This window comes from Reichenbachiella sp. (assembly GCF_039944555.1).
Lineage (GTDB): Bacteria > Bacteroidota > Bacteroidia > Cytophagales > Cyclobacteriaceae > Reichenbachiella.
On the sequence record NZ_JBDUYN010000008.1, the window covers coordinates 494,731 to 509,396 of the forward strand.

14 protein-coding genes are annotated in these 14,666 nt (G+C 40.3%); 4 read left to right on the forward strand and 10 right to left on the reverse strand.

The features are described from left to right. Positions 1-59: 59 nt before the first annotated feature. On the reverse strand, positions 60-1,529 hold the full coding sequence (locus ABJD64_RS15760; RefSeq protein WP_348183225.1) for a DUF4301 family protein: 1,470 nt from the start codon (positions 1,527-1,529) through the stop codon (positions 60-62). A gap of 23 nt (positions 1,530-1,552) precedes the next feature. Further along, positions 1,553-3,391, reverse strand: a complete 1,839-nt coding sequence (locus tag ABJD64_RS15765) for a glycosyltransferase (RefSeq protein ID WP_348183227.1) — start codon at positions 3,389-3,391, stop codon at positions 1,553-1,555. 324 nt (positions 3,392-3,715) lie between these two features. Here ABJD64_RS15765 and ABJD64_RS15770 point away from each other — a divergent pair, with 324 nt between their 5' ends. The 4 genes from ABJD64_RS15770 to ABJD64_RS15785 all read left to right on the forward strand — a co-directional run bounded on the left by ABJD64_RS15770 (position 3,716) and on the right by ABJD64_RS15785 (position 8,768). Next, positions 3,716-6,157, forward strand: a complete 2,442-nt coding sequence (locus ABJD64_RS15770) for a glycoside hydrolase family 31 protein (protein ID WP_348183229.1) — start codon at positions 3,716-3,718, stop codon at positions 6,155-6,157. 11 nt (positions 6,158-6,168) lie between these two features. After that, positions 6,169-6,477 (forward strand): isoamylase early set domain-containing protein, encoded by a 309-nt coding sequence (locus tag ABJD64_RS15775; protein WP_348183231.1) that lies wholly within the window; start codon positions 6,169-6,171, stop codon positions 6,475-6,477. Positions 6,478-6,552: 75 nt separating this feature from the next. After that, the gene (locus tag ABJD64_RS15780) at positions 6,553-7,743 is read left to right on the forward strand and encodes a glycosyltransferase (RefSeq protein ID WP_348183233.1); all 1,191 of its coding nucleotides are present in this window, start codon (positions 6,553-6,555) and stop codon (positions 7,741-7,743) included. Next, a complete protein-coding gene (locus tag ABJD64_RS15785; RefSeq protein ID WP_348183235.1) occupies positions 7,740-8,768 on the forward strand; it encodes a hypothetical protein in 1,029 nt (342 codons plus the stop codon). The genes ABJD64_RS15780 and ABJD64_RS15785 overlap by 4 nt, the downstream gene beginning before the upstream one ends. Here ABJD64_RS15785 and ABJD64_RS15790 read toward each other — a convergent pair. From ABJD64_RS15790 to ABJD64_RS15825, 8 genes are all read right to left on the reverse strand, one after another. Further along, the gene (locus ABJD64_RS15790; RefSeq protein WP_348183236.1) at positions 8,765-10,780 is read right to left on the reverse strand and encodes an alpha amylase C-terminal domain-containing protein; all 2,016 of its coding nucleotides are present in this window, start codon (positions 10,778-10,780) and stop codon (positions 8,765-8,767) included. The two genes, ABJD64_RS15785 and ABJD64_RS15790, sit on opposite strands and share 4 nt — an antisense overlap. Before the next feature lie 138 nt (positions 10,781-10,918). Beyond that, complete coding sequence (gene ftsY, locus ABJD64_RS15795) at positions 10,919-11,869, reverse strand: signal recognition particle-docking protein FtsY (protein WP_348183238.1); 951 nt, start codon at positions 11,867-11,869, stop codon at positions 10,919-10,921. Positions 11,870-11,953: 84 nt separating this feature from the next. Continuing rightward, positions 11,954-12,106, reverse strand: coding sequence for a DUF4295 family protein (locus ABJD64_RS15800; protein ID WP_348183240.1), 153 nt, complete (start codon positions 12,104-12,106; stop codon positions 11,954-11,956). A 2-nt stretch (positions 12,107-12,108) separates the two neighbouring features. Next, positions 12,109-12,291, reverse strand: a complete 183-nt coding sequence (gene rpmG / locus ABJD64_RS15805; RefSeq protein ID WP_318173158.1) for a 50S ribosomal protein L33 — start codon at positions 12,289-12,291, stop codon at positions 12,109-12,111. A gap of 12 nt (positions 12,292-12,303) precedes the next feature. After that, positions 12,304-12,543: a 50S ribosomal protein L28 gene (rpmB, locus tag ABJD64_RS15810; protein WP_348183242.1), complete on the reverse strand. Its 240-nt coding sequence runs from the start codon at positions 12,541-12,543 to the stop codon at positions 12,304-12,306. Positions 12,544-12,739: 196 nt separating this feature from the next. After that, complete coding sequence (locus ABJD64_RS15815; RefSeq protein WP_348183244.1) at positions 12,740-13,084, reverse strand: translation initiation factor; 345 nt, start codon at positions 13,082-13,084, stop codon at positions 12,740-12,742. Positions 13,085-13,190: 106 nt separating this feature from the next. After that, the gene (locus ABJD64_RS15820) at positions 13,191-13,589 is read right to left on the reverse strand and encodes a hypothetical protein (RefSeq protein WP_348183246.1); all 399 of its coding nucleotides are present in this window, start codon (positions 13,587-13,589) and stop codon (positions 13,191-13,193) included. A gap of 171 nt (positions 13,590-13,760) precedes the next feature. Then, a complete protein-coding gene (locus ABJD64_RS15825) occupies positions 13,761-14,666 on the reverse strand; it encodes a 1,4-dihydroxy-2-naphthoate polyprenyltransferase (protein ID WP_348183248.1) in 906 nt (301 codons plus the stop codon).

Here is a 14,666-nt window from a genome sequence, read left to right on the forward strand (position 1 = left end):
AAGTTTTAAAACCAGAAAAGGTTTAACGGTCGGATGTTGCTGTTAAAAATTGTTAAGTCTTATTGATGGCTTGGTTTGAGTAGATCATTTACCGTTTTCACTGGATTGAAAGTCGAAATAGGAACCTCTACAAATAATGTAATCCAGTCTGCCATAGCGCCATTCCATAACCCGGGAAGCTCCATGGCTTTCAGTTCTTTCCCACTTCTTGACTTATGGGTGATAAACCCTGTTTTGTCATTTCTGAACTTGAGCAGTTCAAATTTGTTCCCTTTGTAATCTCTCACGCCGCATACGAGGTCGACCGGATTGAAATGGGATGACAGTTTAAGAATGCGCTCCTGCTCAGAGTCTGCTAGATCTATCTGCGCTGTCTCTGCAATTTGTAACGAAATCTCTTCCTCGTCTTTGACCCAAAATGGACCTCCCCCGGGTTCACCGGTATTTTCTACCATACCGCAAACGCGAACAGGTCGATTGAGAAACTGGCTCAGTGTGTCCAGATTTGGGACATCCGGTGTGATCGCATACTTTGATTTTAATTTATTCAAAGCCTCCGACAGACAATCTTTACCCTGTTCGATTCTTTGTTGCCAATTAAAAGAATCATTTTGAAAATCGATTAGCAAACTCGCCAAAGCTTTCTTGTAAGTAATAGTATCGGCCTTAAGGTGATCGGGTACTACATTATCAATGTTTTTAATAAAGATGACATCGGCACTAAGATCATTCAGGTTTTCCAAAAGGGCCCCATGACCAGCCGGTCTAAATAGCAACTCTCCGTTTTCAAAAAAAGGTTTGTTGGATAAATCAACAGCGATGGTATCGGTCGACTTTTTCTGCTGCGAAAAAGATACTTGATATTCAACACCGAACGCCATCTGGTAATCGCTTACTTTTTTCGCCAATTTTTCTTGAAATCTCTCCTGATGTTCAGGTGAAACTGTAAAGTGAAGTCTTATTTTCCCATCACTTTGTACTGCATATTTGGCCCCTTCTACCAAATGCTCTTCCATTGGTGTCCTTGCTCCGTCGGCAGTGGAATGAAACGAAAGAAGACCTTTAGGCAGACTACCATAATTCAAACCTTCTGATTCCAGTAAGGCATTCACGATTGGCTTATAGTTCTCCGATTCTAAAAGTTCTTCCATGGATTGACCTTGTTTTGTTAAGCACTCGGACAACTCCTGATAGAAAGCAAATTTCTTAATTTCTTTAATGAAATTTTCAGTCGCACTATTCAACTCTCCTGTGGCCAAGAATTCAAACAGATCCTTGAACATTCTGGTTGCGGCACCTGATGCCGGTACAAATTTCAGCAAATCCTTACCCAATATCTGTGATTCATATTGCTCAAGATACGACTGAACTTGATGATCTGATAACTGAATGATACCGTCTCCAATGGTAGCCGGACGGATAATATTCAAAAATGGAAATCCCGTCTGGAAATCAGCAATTTGTTGTTCCACTTTGTGGAGGTTACTCCCTCTGGATTGGATGAAATTTTTTTGATCACTTGTAAACATTAATTCTATAGTCTAAGTAGTAATTATTTCTTGGCCGGATGATAATTCAGTGCTTTTTCGTAAGCTTCATTGTAATGTCTAACCAAGTTCTTCCAATCGAACTCTTCGGACAAATCTTCTGCTTTATTTCGACTCTGAATCCTGTTTTTTGATGTAGTTGTTACGAATTGTAAAAGCTTGTTGGCCAACTGTTCTGCTGAAGAGTGAAAATCATGATTCTCTCTCTCTATAAGATACATACCGTGCGCCTCATTGCCTTTTTTAATGTTTTTAACATAGTTGCCAAATCCGGATAGATCAGATGTTACGGCCGAAACACCACGGGCCAAACATTCGACGGGAGTGTAACCCCATGGTTCGTAATAGCTCGGGAAAATTCCTAGATGACAACCTCTAACAAACTGGCCATAATCCATTCCGAAAAGCGGACTGGTAGACGCAATAAAATCCGGATGATAAACCACCTTTACCTTGTCGCCTTCATGGTTAAGCAGGTTGGCGTTGCGTAAAAAATTGAGTACCGGATCTTCACTATCATGTGATAAATTATGTGTGACAACACTAGGTAAACGGTCTGATTTCCATGATTGGATGGTCCGGCGATATCTCAATCTCCAATAGTCATCCACCATCTCATTCAGTCCGGGCAAGCGGTGGTCAGTATTTGTTGCGGCCGCCTGAAACAATCGCTCCTTCACCTGCTTCATTATAGCGTCGCAGTTGTGATCGATCTCTTCCAATACTGCACGCGAAGTCAGTACATCCTGGTTGATGCTGGTATAAGGTTGCTTGGTTACAAAAAACATCACCACCGTTTTATCAATTCCCTGCTCTTTCATCATGTGGTTTAGGCGAGCAAGTGCCTCCAGGGTCAAGTCATAACCTTTGTTTTTGTATTCAAATCTTCCGGATGTGAAGAAATACAAAGTGTTTTTCAAATCGAAAGTATAGGACTGAAAGAAGTGTCCCATCACAAAGTGTTCTATTCGTTCTTTGTAGGTATGATGAAGATTTTGCACTTCATGCAGCACTGAAAATCTCTCAATATTGAGACCATTTGGTAAAATAGCATCAGGGCTTCTACCAAGCAAATGCACACATTCTTTGGCCGTCACTTCACTGACTGTGGTAAACACGTTGGCACCATGGGCGCATGCTCTTTCGAGTTTGGCGGTTGGTTCTATATTGAACTTTTTAGCTTCGGATTCCCAATCTAAAAAAGGCAAATGATCGTAAAAAAATGGGTCGTTCATTGCCAAATACCTTCCTAACAAAGTTGCGTGAGTCGTAAAGATCGTTTGAACGGGGATTTGCTCTTTTCGCAAATCGGGAATTGCTGTACCTGCCATCCATTCATGACAATGGGCTATGAGGTCCTTATCTTCTTCCAAACAAAGTCTGGCATACCTGGACAAAAACTCTTTAACCATAAAACCAAAGGCCAGCACCTGATCCATCAATGGATCATGCTGATTAAATGAAATGTGATGATTTTGCCAATAAAAGTATTTGATATCTGCCAGTTTGTCCATCACACTCTGAGGATTGAATAAAACTGTACTTGGCCTACCTGACACAAGCCATGAACCAGATTGAACACCCCATCCCATTTCATTCAATTCCCCAACGATTTTGGCAATGGGTGAATTTGAACTACTATCAACTTCAAAATCGGAATTTACATTTGGATGTACATTAGGTCCCAAAAGCAGGTAATCATCTCCCCAGTCCTTGACCATAGTAGGCACCTTAGAACGAATCACGGTGTATATTCCACCGACTTGATTACAGACTTCCCAGGCAATTTCTACCAGACTAGTCTTGCCTTTTATCGATTTTTTAGCTTTGGCCCGTTGTGTCATATTATTATTGCTATTGATTCGGGAAAGATAATCCGCCGGTAATTCTGCTCTACAAAATCACGGCTTTATTTTCATACCTTAAATTACGATTTATTCAAAAAAATGAATAATTTATTGAATTAATTATCGCAAATATAGCAATATGTTAAAAAACATATAACTATCGTAGTCATTAATTGAAAATCCTACCTAAATTGCAGTCGATTTCAAGTCATCAACTATTCGCCGCACTTGAATGCAAGTATGTTATGAATGCATTATATCTGACAGTTGTACTTTCTGCCAACTTCAATTATTGCTAAATTCATTCATGAATGATCAAAAATGGATAATCTTAAGGAAGAAATAAAAAAAGAAGAAAACGAAGATTTTTCTGGCAACTACATAGAAAAATTTCAAGACAATAATGCCGAAGAGTTCTTTTCAGGTAATTTATTGTCGTGGGAAAAACAGCAGGACTCTTTTCTTTTTCATGGCGAAAGAGCCACGCTTCAAATTACGGTCGTATCGGCAGACATTTTAAAATTCCGCCATGGAAATGACGGCAACTTTGATGATGATTTTTCTTATGCCATAGATCCAAGCTTCAAACCCGAAAAGCCAAGATATAAATTCGAAGATTTGAAAAACACCTTTGTGATTAAAACAGAGCTGTTGAAATGCTATATCACCAAATCAAATCTTTCCACAAGGATCTCCACCTTAGATGGCACACCAGTCTTAGAAGATGAAAAAGGCTATCATTGGCAAGATCATAAGTACTATGGAGGCACGATCAATATTTGCACTAAGGTCCTTCATGAGGGAGAGAAGTTTTATGGTCTCGGCGATAAAACCGGTCGTTTAAACTTGATAGGAACTAAGCGAGAGCTTTGGGGCACAGATTGCTACGGATATGGCAATGACACTGACCCGGTTTATAAAAATATTCCATTTTATATGGGTCAGCATAGCCATATAGGCTATGGTATTTTCATGGACAATACGTTCCGTAGTTTTTTCGATTTTGGCAAGGAAAGAAGTTCGGTCTGCAGTTTTTGGAACCAAGGTGGAGAAATGAGATACTACTACATTCATGGCCCAAAGCTGATAGATGTTGCCAGGAAATATGCCCTACTCACCGGCAGACCCCAACTGCCCCCGAAGTGGGCTTTAGGATATCATCAAAGTAAATGGAGCTATTACCCAGAGTCCGTGGTAAGAAAACTAGGTGAAGAATTTAGAAGCAGGAAAATACCATGTGATGTCATTCATTTGGACATCGATTATATGGACGGGTTTAGGTGCTTTACTTGGGACAAGGATAAATTCCCAAATCCCGCACGAATGATTGAGGATCTAAAAGAACAAGGATTTAGAACAGTAGTAATTATTGACCCGGGAATCAAAATAGACAAAGACTACGAGGTGTATCAGCAGGGCATGAAGGGGGATCATTTTTGTCAAAGAATGGACGGGGCACTGCTTAAGGCCAGTGTTTGGCCTGGATTATGTCACTTTCCGGATTTTACAAAAAAAACCACTCGTGAATGGTGGGCTACCTTATTTAAAGGTCTCGTGGCGGACGGAGTGGATGGCGTGTGGAATGACATGAACGAACCTGCCACTTTTGAGGAAGGTACTTTTCCCAACGACGTAAGACACGACTTCGACGGACATTCGGGAAGCCACCGAAAAGGGCACAATGTCTATGGCTCACTAATGGCACAGGCCACTTGTGAGGGGCAAAAGAAATTCATGAAAGACAAGAGGCCGTTTACCATTTCTAGATCTGCTTATGCCGGAGTTCAGCGATATGCATCCGTTTGGACTGGCGACAACATGGCTACCTGGGAGCATCTAAAATTGGCCAACATCCAGTGCCAAAGGTTGGCCGCATCCGGCGTATCATTTGCCGGTTCGGATGTTGGTGGGTTCATTGGTTCTCCAGATGGAGAGCTTTATACCAGATGGATACAAATGGCAGTCTTTCATCCATTTTTCAGAACGCACTCCTCCGGAGATCATGGTGACAAAGAACCCTGGAAGTTTGACAAAAAATATGTGGATATCGTCAGACAATTTATAGAAATGAGATATGAACTGCTGCCTTATATCTACTCAGTATTTCATAACCACAGCCTAACCGGAACACCTATGGTCAGGTCTTTACATTTGGAAGGGCACATAGATCCGGAAACTTTTTACAGAGAAGAGGAATTCTTTTTAGGGGATCATATCATGATATGTCCTGTATCAGAGCCTGAACTCAAATCAAGAAGAATGTATTTGACATCGGGGCAATGGTATAACTACTGGACCGATGAACTGGTTCAGGGTGGAGTTGAAATTACAGTGGACACTCCTCTGAATCAAATTCCAATATTTATCAAGCAGGGAGCAATCATTCCAAAACAACCAAAAATGCAGTTTGTTGATGAATTTGTGTTCGATCAACTCGCACTTGATTGCTACAAACCGATAGCAACAACCAAATCTTCGGTGTACGAGGATAGCGGCGACGGGTATGACTATCTGAGGTCAGAAGGATACGTAATCAAATCTTTCAAATCAACAATTCAGAATGACGAGTGGGTAATTACACAACAATTAGAAGGCTTATATGACTCTTCTTATCAGCTTTATCAATTGCGACTGCATGGACTGGAGTCAAAACCGACAAAATTAGAAGTTGACAACATTGATCTGCTAGATCAATCAGTCTTTGAAAATGGAGTGCTGATTGTAGAATTACCCAAATCATTCAAAAAAGTAATCATCATATAATTTCAACAATCATGAGTATTAAGAAACAATTTTTGAAATCAAAAAATGCCTTTAGAGTTACCTGGACGATCAATAAAGCTACAGCAGGTGCTGCCAAAAAAATCTTTTTGGCGGGTGATTTTAACCACTGGAGCGAAGTTGAATCTGAATTTACTGCTTTAAAAAACGGCTCATTCAAGTATGTTACTGAATTGCCTAAGGACAATCAGTACCAATTCAGATATCTATTAGATGGAAAGCAATGGATCAATGACAATGATGCAGATGGGTTTGTGGACAACCTGATATCAGGTGAACAAAACTGCTTGATCTCGCTTTGACTAAAACTAAAACAAGGTATGTGAACCTAAATAATAGCTAACCTACAAAGGAATAAAACCAAAAAACCTAAAACCATGAATTTGAAACTTTTGATCTTCGGGCCCGGAGCCCCAGACCGCCAAACAAGTGGCCTCGGGAAAGCCGCTAAGCATCTTACAGATGAGCTAGCAAAGCATGTTGACTTGACTCTGATCGAGCCAAAGCAAGTTGAGACACTAGCGACTAAAAAGGTCGATCATGAAACCCTATCGTTTTCTGACTTCAGTATTCTCAAGGAGTTGGCGACCGTAAGTATCGAATCTCAGCTATCTGCTTATCACTATCAAGAAGTGACTTCCGCCAATACAATGGAAAAAGTTGAAAGTCAAAGGCTATACAAGCAGTTGACAACTTTTTCAGAAGAGTTGGTGCTTGCCGGTAAAAAAACTGATTTCGAGGTCATTTACGCTCATGACTGGATTACTTTCAAGGCTGCACTTGAGTTGAAGCAAAAGTTTGGAAAGCCTCTTTTATTACATGTCCACTCTTTAGATTTTGATCGCAACTTCGGACAAAGTACTTCCTGGATTTTCGATTTGGAAAAAAAAGCCATGATGGAAGCTGATGCAGTTATTGCCGTAAGTCAATATTCTAAAAAAATTATGAGCACAGAATATGGTATTCCAGAGGAAAAAATTCATGTGGTTTATCATGGTCACACCCACGCAAAACATTTGGTGTCTAAAAGCCCATTTACTGAAAAAATAGTACTCTTCGTTGGAAGACTGTCTGGACAAAAGGGTCCGATGCAATTTTTGGATATCGCAGAAAAGGTACATGAAAAGTACCCCAACACAAGGTTTGTGATGTCAGGAGATGGAGATTTATACAAAAAACTGATTGAAGCTGGTGCGGCTAGTCATATAGCAGACCGATTCCATATCACTGGTTATTTGGGACATGATGATCTCCAAAAACTTTATGGTCTGGCCGATGTTTATTGCATGCCTTCTTTCTCTGAGCCCTTTGGGCTCACTGCCCTGGAAGCGGCTGATGCAGGTTTACCTTTAGTACTATCAGACAAATGTGGAGCTGCCGAACTGCTGCCTGAGGCAGCCCTGGCTGACCCTGGAAATGTGATTCAGTTTGCAGAGGAGATTGTAGCTATATTGCAAGATCCTAAAAAAAGTAAAGCGCGGACCGAAGCTCATAAGGAGATAATCAAGAACCTGACATGGAAACGATCTGCCTCCAAAATTTTGTCTGTCATAGAATCCATAATATGACCAAACTGCTATCGCTTACGATTGTATTCGACTGGGAGAGAACGCTTTCCGAGTTTTCCTTTTTAGATATAGGCTCCGGCAAGTCGTATTACGATGAAAATGAAATAGCTTTCTTCGAGAAATGGTATAAGTCAGAGGCCCATGAACAATTGACTCAAATGGTAAGGAGTGAACACCCCACATCAGTTTATTTTACCGGATCATTTCTTGAGTTACTTGTCATATGCGATGAGGAAATGGTAAAATCTTTGAAGTCAGCGGTGAAAAAAGGTCATATAGAGTTATTGGGAGGCACCTACCATCATACCTTGTCGTCCTTATACAGTGGTTTCCATTTTGATCTTGAGGTTGGTTGGCATCAGAAACTCATAAAAAAGACTTTTGGGACAAGGACCAGCTGTTTTTTCAATACCGAGAATATTTATTATAATGATTTAGCAATTCAACTCAAATCTCTTGGCTATTCCTCAGTTTTCACAGGTGCAATTGATTGGTACCTGGGACCCGAAAAGTCCCGAAGGATATTTTCTTCCGGACCGGAAAAAGACTTTAAGGTATTGCTGATTTCACCGAACCAAGGTAATTCCTTATTCCAGGATAATGCTGTCGAAAACCATTTCGTGCAATTTGACAGCACACAATTGATTTCAGCAGGAGGTTGGAATGAACTTGTAAGGAAAACAAGTAACAAAGCCTCAATTGTTACTCTAGATAGTCAGACGGCTAAAGATCAAGGAGAAGAGATTTATAATGTAAGACAGCCCATTTCAGGAAAATATCATAGCATTGAGCTAAAACAACTCCATGAACATCCTTTGCAAGCAGGTTGGTTGAAGCAGTTGTATGACTTAGCTCCATCTATTGAGAAAAAATCAGAATCAATCCAAAAAACATGGTCCAGCTTGTCATCAACTTCACACCTTAAAAAATTGAACCCTGACCTGAATAGTGGCGATCATAACGCATGCTACGACACCTATCAGATACTGATCAATATACTTAGCGACTTTCGATTAACACTCTAGACAGGCTGTAATACCAATGCCGTTCGGCACGGTATATATATGGATAGCTGCTGATTGCCGCCTTCTTCTGACAAAGACTCATACATCAAGGAGTAGTCTAACCTGTCGTACCCACCAAACTTAAGGTCATCGCTGCTCAATATGACCTTATATCGACCAGCTACAGGCGTGTGAAATTTATAATCCGAAATTGATCTGTCAGGATGGAAATTAAAGATGAAGATCAAATTATTTCGCTCAAATATCACCACTTTGTTTTCATCATCCATATTGAGTTGGCCGGCAGGAATGGCAGCCAAAACATTATACTCTTTCAATAGCCCTATCATGGCTCGATCAAAATCATTCAACCATTGATATTTCAAGTCTTCATTGTCTACCAATGACCATTGCCTGCGGGCATGCTTGTAACTCCACTCATTTCCCTCCCGTGGGAAATCTACCCATTCGGGATGCCCAAATTCATTTCCAATAAAATTGAGATAACCTTCACCTCCTAGTGTAGCAGTGAACAATCTGATCATTTTATGTAAGGCAATACCTCGATCAACAATTAAATTGTCGTCGTCCTTTTTCATATGCCAATACATTTCTTTGTCCATTAGCCAAAAAGACAGAGTTTTATCCCCCACCAAAGCCTGATCATGTGACTCAGCATATGCAATGGTCTTCTCCTTGAACCGCCGATTGGCCATAACATCCCAAAGCGCATGTACTGGCCAGTTTTCATCCGAAGTATGTTTCAAAAGCTTAATCCAGTAATCGGGTATTCCCATACCCAATCTGTAATCAAAACCGATACCACCTTCCTTTACAGGCCGACACATACCCGGCATTCCACTCATATCTTCTGCTATAGTCATGGCATCAGGTTTAATTTCATGAATCAAGTGATTTGCCAACTGCAAAAAACAAATGGCATCCCAATCAACGCCCTCCTTGAAATATTTATCATAATGATCAAAGGCTACACCTTCGCCATGGTGGTGATAAAGCATGGAAGTAACACCATCAAACCGAAAGCCATCAACATGAAACTCTTCCATCCAATATCTGATGTTTGAAAGTAAAAACTGGAGTACTTCGGTTCTACCATAGTCAAATAGCTTAGAATCCCAGCCGGTGTGATAACCTCTACTCCCTTTATGGAAATACTGATTATCAGAACCGTCAAAATCATTTAGCCCCTCAGCAATATTTTTTACAGCGTGAGAATAAACAGCATCCATTACTACAGCAATATCGAATTGATGAGCCTTGTCAATCATATATCTGAGGTCATCAGCAGTACCAAAACGTGATGAAGGTGCAAAAAAATTGGATACGTGATAACCGAAAGAACCATAGTATGGGTGCTCCTGAATGGCCATGACCTGAATGCAATTATATCCTTGGCGTGCTACTCTTGGCAATACCTGATCGGCAAATTCACGAAACGTGCCAACACCTTCCTTTTCCTGTGCCATGCCGACATGACACTCATAGATCACCGGTGATGAAGCTGATTCCAACTTAAATTTATCGTCCTTCCATTTATACTTACTTCGGGCAGTTACTTGCCCGCTAAAATCATAGGAAACCGGATCCTGAATAGCAGACTCTATATAAGCCGGCAGGCGATCCCGATCATTCAATCCATTTTGCACTTTCACCTTGACCAGACCTGGAACGGTCAATGGAAATTCACTGTCATCAGAAACAAAAATCCCCCAGACCCCATGTTCATCCTGAGTCAAAGGATGATGTTCGGCATTCCATCCGTTGAATTCACCTATTAATGAAAGGGCGTCTGCAGCTGGAGCCCATTCACGATACCACCACCCTTTTAACTTTTTATCATAATTGAAACCCAAATAGAAATGTCCGCCGGCAAAGTCGTATAGCGAACCAACCGAAGAAGCCATATCTTCCAATCGCTGCTCAAAATAGGAAATGCGCTGTGCTATATCGGATTGGTATGGAGCCAACCACGGGTCATCTATGATAAGCTGAATATCTTTGGTCTTTGGCATAACTTGTACGGTTGTCTTTACTGAATAACCTACCTAATATAGACAGCCTGGAGCACATAAATTACGCCGTACCTCAGAAATGAGAAATTATTACATGGTTATCAATGTATCTATTGAGAAATTGGTAGAGTTACAATCTCAATTGAAAAACGAATCAACAAACTCGTGCTTATTAAAGACCTGAAGGTCTCCAACAGCCTCTCCAACACCTATGTATTTAACCGGAATTTTGAACTGATCGGAGATGCCAATCACCACTCCGCCTTTGGCCGTACCATCCAATTTAGTAATGGCCAATGAGGTCACATCAGTAGCTTTGGTAAATTCCTGGGCCTGAATAAATGCATTCTGGCCTGTGCTACCATCCAAAACGAGCATGATTTCATGAGGAGCGTCATCCACAAACTTCTGAATGACTCTTTTTATTTTTGTCAATTCGTTCATCAAATTGACTTTGGTATGTAGTCGACCTGCTGTATCGATAATTACAATATCAGCTTTTTGTTCTACGGCATGTTTTACTGCGTCAAACGCAACTGCAGATGGGTCTGTATTCATTCCATGGGCGATAACCGGTACGCCTACACGCTCTCCCCAAAGCTTCAGCTGATCTACTGCTGCAGCTCTAAATGTATCTGCCGCGCCAAGAACAACGGATTTTCCTCTTTTTTGAAATTGTGCAGCCAATTTGCCAATAGTGGTGGTTTTGCCAACGCCATTTACACCAACTACCATCAACACATAAGGTTTCTTATCTTCAGGAAGCTCAAAATCGGTCAAATCCCCAGAATTGCTTTCTTCCAACAGAGCGGCAATTTCCTCACGAAGTATAACATTGAGCTCTGCTGTATTCAAATATTTATCTTTTGCTACTCGTTCTTCGATTCGGTCAATGATTCTAACAGTAGTGTCAACACCTACATCTGAAGTGATTAACACTTCCTCCAGTTCATCAAGCAATTCGTCGTCAACTGTAGACTTACCAGCCACAGCCTTACCAAGTTTCGAAAAGAAATTTTCCTTAGACTTCTCCAGCCCCTTGTCAAGGCTTTCTTTCTTTTCCTTAGAAAAAATATTGAATAATCCCATAATCAATTACGTGGAAAGGGGTAAAAATAGAAAAAGTCTCCCGATACGATCAGGAGACTTTCAAATATATTTTAAGTCGCTGAATTATTTAGCAGCTAGAACTTCTTTCACTCTATCTTCAGTGACAATTTCTTCTCTGAATGAATATGCTCCTGTTTTGGTTTTGATTGCCTTAATCACCTTAGCATATTTTACACCATCCTTTTTCTTCAGGGTTGCAACTACCTTCTTAGCCATGGTTATTTAATTTCTTTGTGAACAGTATATTTCTTAAGAATTGGATTGAATTTTTTCAATTCCATTCTATCAGGAGTATTTTTCCTGTTTTTTGTCGTAATGTATCTAGAAGTGCCTGGCTGACCTGTTGTCTTATGCTCGGTGCATTCTAATATTACCTGAACTCTATTGCCTTTCTTAGCCATTGTCCTAAATTATTATAATGAAAGGGTTCCCTTTGCTTTAGCTTTTCTCAATACAGCTGCCAATCCATTCTTATTGATGGTTTTCAAAGCTGTAGATGATACTTTCAAAGTAATCCATCTATCTTCCTCAGGGATATAAAATCTCTTCTTGAATAGATTTGGATAAAACCTTCTCTTGGTTTTATTATTTGCGTGAGAAACATTGTTCCCTACTTGTGGTCTCTTACCTGTTATTTGACAAACTTTCGACATTTCCTTAGTCTTTTATGCGATCCTTAAAAAATCGGAGTGCAAATATAGATAAAACTTTAGCATTTGCGAAAGCACGACGGAAAATAAATTTAAGATTTGAAATCGAAAATTTGAAATTCAAAAACTAGGAGCCAGATATTCACTTCCATTCCGGAAACTTGTAGAAGGCTAATTCTAAATCTCAAATTTTGAATATTTAAATTTTCCTCGCCTGGTACCCCTCCTTTTGAAGAATTTCGACCACTTTGTCCCGCAAATCACCCTGAATGATAATTTCCCTATCCTTCACATTTCCCCCTACACCACATTTCGTTTTGAGCATTTTACCGAGCTCTTTGATATCGCCGGTCATACCGGTAAAGCCAGTAACTAATGTTACCTGCTTGCCCTTCCGATTCTTCTTATCGAGTTCTACTCTTAATTTTTGATCTTGCGGTGCCAATGTATCTTCTTCAAATTCCTGACTTTCTGTATAATCGAAATTGTCATCTGTCGAATAAACAACCCCAATTCTATTTTTGAAATTACCCTTTTTTGACATGATAATAAATTTCTACAAAGAAAGTAATACTTGTCCTTCTATCAAAAAAAGAGGCTGTTTCCTTCTGAAACAGCCTCGCGATATAAACGTAATTCTTTGGCCTTAATTAATATTTAAGTGCCCATATCTTCTTTTGGTAGAGTGAGATATCTGCCTGAGGGTTTGCATTGACCAATAGTTTGGAGCACTGCGAATAGTAGTCCATAGCTTGGGTTGGTAAATCATTGAGTGCATAGTAGTCCCCCATCAATTCCAGATTACTCACATCCTTTTTGATGGCTATTGATTTCTCAATCCATTCCTTGGCTGTCCCAAGGTCTTTTTTCTTTCTCAATAATACTTTTGCTTGTTTGGCCAGCAACCGCCAATCATCTGGTGCACCATTTTCCACTGCTGCCTTGGCTTTCACTACTGACTTATTATCTGTACTACCAGCAATTAATGAGGTTTGTAATAACACGCATAGCGCCATACCGAGCGCTAAAACTCTTTTACTTTTATTCATAACATTTAAATTTTAAGTTTTTGACATTCCGCCAAGTGCCAATGACGTGCCAGTTCGTTAACTCCCTGAGCATAAATGCTTTGAATAAATCACCAAATAATATTTGTCAAAGTATCGGACAGTATATGTGCAGATACGGACTAAAATGATGCTTTTCACTCTCCTGAGGTATTACCAGACCAAGCCAATTCCAAAAAGAATAACGAATAATAACGTGGTCACCGCTAGTTGTTTGAGGTAGGGGTCTAGTTCTGCCGGTTTCTTTTTGTTTTTTACAGCCAATCCGTTTTTAACAATCAAAGGGAACGTAAGTATGAACAGAAAAGAGGACCAGCTACCATCTATTAATCCGATAAAGATCATTCCTGACAACATAGCTAAACTCAGTAGGCAAAAATGGTAAATGACTGCCTTATCTCTACCTAAGCGAACCGGAATCGAAATTTTGCCCGCTTTTTGATCTGATTCTATGTCACGAATGTTGTTCACGTTGAGGACTCCAGTAGCGAGAAATCCACAACTCAACGCTGGCCATATGATCGGCCAGTCCAGTTGTCTGGTTTGTAGGAAGTATGAACCAAATACGCCTACTATTCCAAAAAAAATCAAAACAGATATATCACCCAAACCCCTATAGCCATAGGGATTTTTTCCTGCTGTGTAGGTAATGGCGGCATAAATAGCAACTAAGCCAAGTGTCAAAAAAACTAAAATCAAAGGCCAACGATCTGCAAAAGCTACTCCCAACAAGAGTAAACCGGAAATCAAGGACAGTCCTGCAAACAGAAACATAGCAGTCTTCATCTGCTTTTTGGTAATGACTCCGGTCTGGACAGCTCGCGAGGGCCCTTCTCTTTCTGCACTATCGGCTCCATGAATGGAATCACCATAGTCGTTGGCCAGGTTAGAAAGTATCTGAAGGAAAATTGTAGTGCATACTGAAAGTGTCAGTATAGACCAACTGAACTTACCTTCCCACTTGGCCAGAAAGTTTCCCATAAAAATGCTCGAGAGCGCCAAAGGCAACGTACGCAATCTGAAAGCTTCTAACCAATGTTTGATCTTCGAATCGCTCAT

What these genes read in the sequence shown, in the direction of transcription:
- ABJD64_RS15760 (WP_348183225.1), bottom strand. Translation starts at nt 1,529, where the DNA reads ATGTTTACAAGTGATCAAAAAAATTTCATCCAATCCAGAGGGAGTAAC.
- ABJD64_RS15765 (WP_348183227.1), bottom strand. Translation starts at nt 3,391, where the DNA reads ATGACACAACGGGCCAAAGCTAAAAAATCGATAAAAGGCAAGACTAGT.
- ABJD64_RS15770 (WP_348183229.1), top strand. Translation starts at nt 3,716, where the DNA reads ATGGATAATCTTAAGGAAGAAATAAAAAAAGAAGAAAACGAAGATTTT.
- ABJD64_RS15775 (WP_348183231.1), top strand. Translation starts at nt 6,169, where the DNA reads ATGAGTATTAAGAAACAATTTTTGAAATCAAAAAATGCCTTTAGAGTT.
- ABJD64_RS15780 (WP_348183233.1), top strand. Translation starts at nt 6,553, where the DNA reads ATGAATTTGAAACTTTTGATCTTCGGGCCCGGAGCCCCAGACCGCCAA.
- ABJD64_RS15785 (WP_348183235.1), top strand. Translation starts at nt 7,740, where the DNA reads ATGACCAAACTGCTATCGCTTACGATTGTATTCGACTGGGAGAGAACG.
- ABJD64_RS15790 (WP_348183236.1), bottom strand. Translation starts at nt 10,780, where the DNA reads ATGCCAAAGACCAAAGATATTCAGCTTATCATAGATGACCCGTGGTTG.
- ftsY (WP_348183238.1), bottom strand. Translation starts at nt 11,869, where the DNA reads ATGGGATTATTCAATATTTTTTCTAAGGAAAAGAAAGAAAGCCTTGAC.
- ABJD64_RS15800 (WP_348183240.1), bottom strand. Translation starts at nt 12,106, where the DNA reads ATGGCTAAGAAGGTAGTTGCAACCCTGAAGAAAAAGGATGGTGTAAAA.
- rpmG (WP_318173158.1), bottom strand. Translation starts at nt 12,291, where the DNA reads ATGGCTAAGAAAGGCAATAGAGTTCAGGTAATATTAGAATGCACCGAG.
- rpmB (WP_348183242.1), bottom strand. Translation starts at nt 12,543, where the DNA reads ATGTCGAAAGTTTGTCAAATAACAGGTAAGAGACCACAAGTAGGGAAC.
- ABJD64_RS15815 (WP_348183244.1), bottom strand. Translation starts at nt 13,084, where the DNA reads ATGTCAAAAAAGGGTAATTTCAAAAATAGAATTGGGGTTGTTTATTCG.
- ABJD64_RS15820 (WP_348183246.1), bottom strand. Translation starts at nt 13,589, where the DNA reads ATGAATAAAAGTAAAAGAGTTTTAGCGCTCGGTATGGCGCTATGCGTG.
- ABJD64_RS15825 (WP_348183248.1), bottom strand. Translation starts at nt 14,666, where the DNA reads ATGAGCGATTCGAAGATCAAACATTGGTTAGAAGCTTTCAGATTGCGT.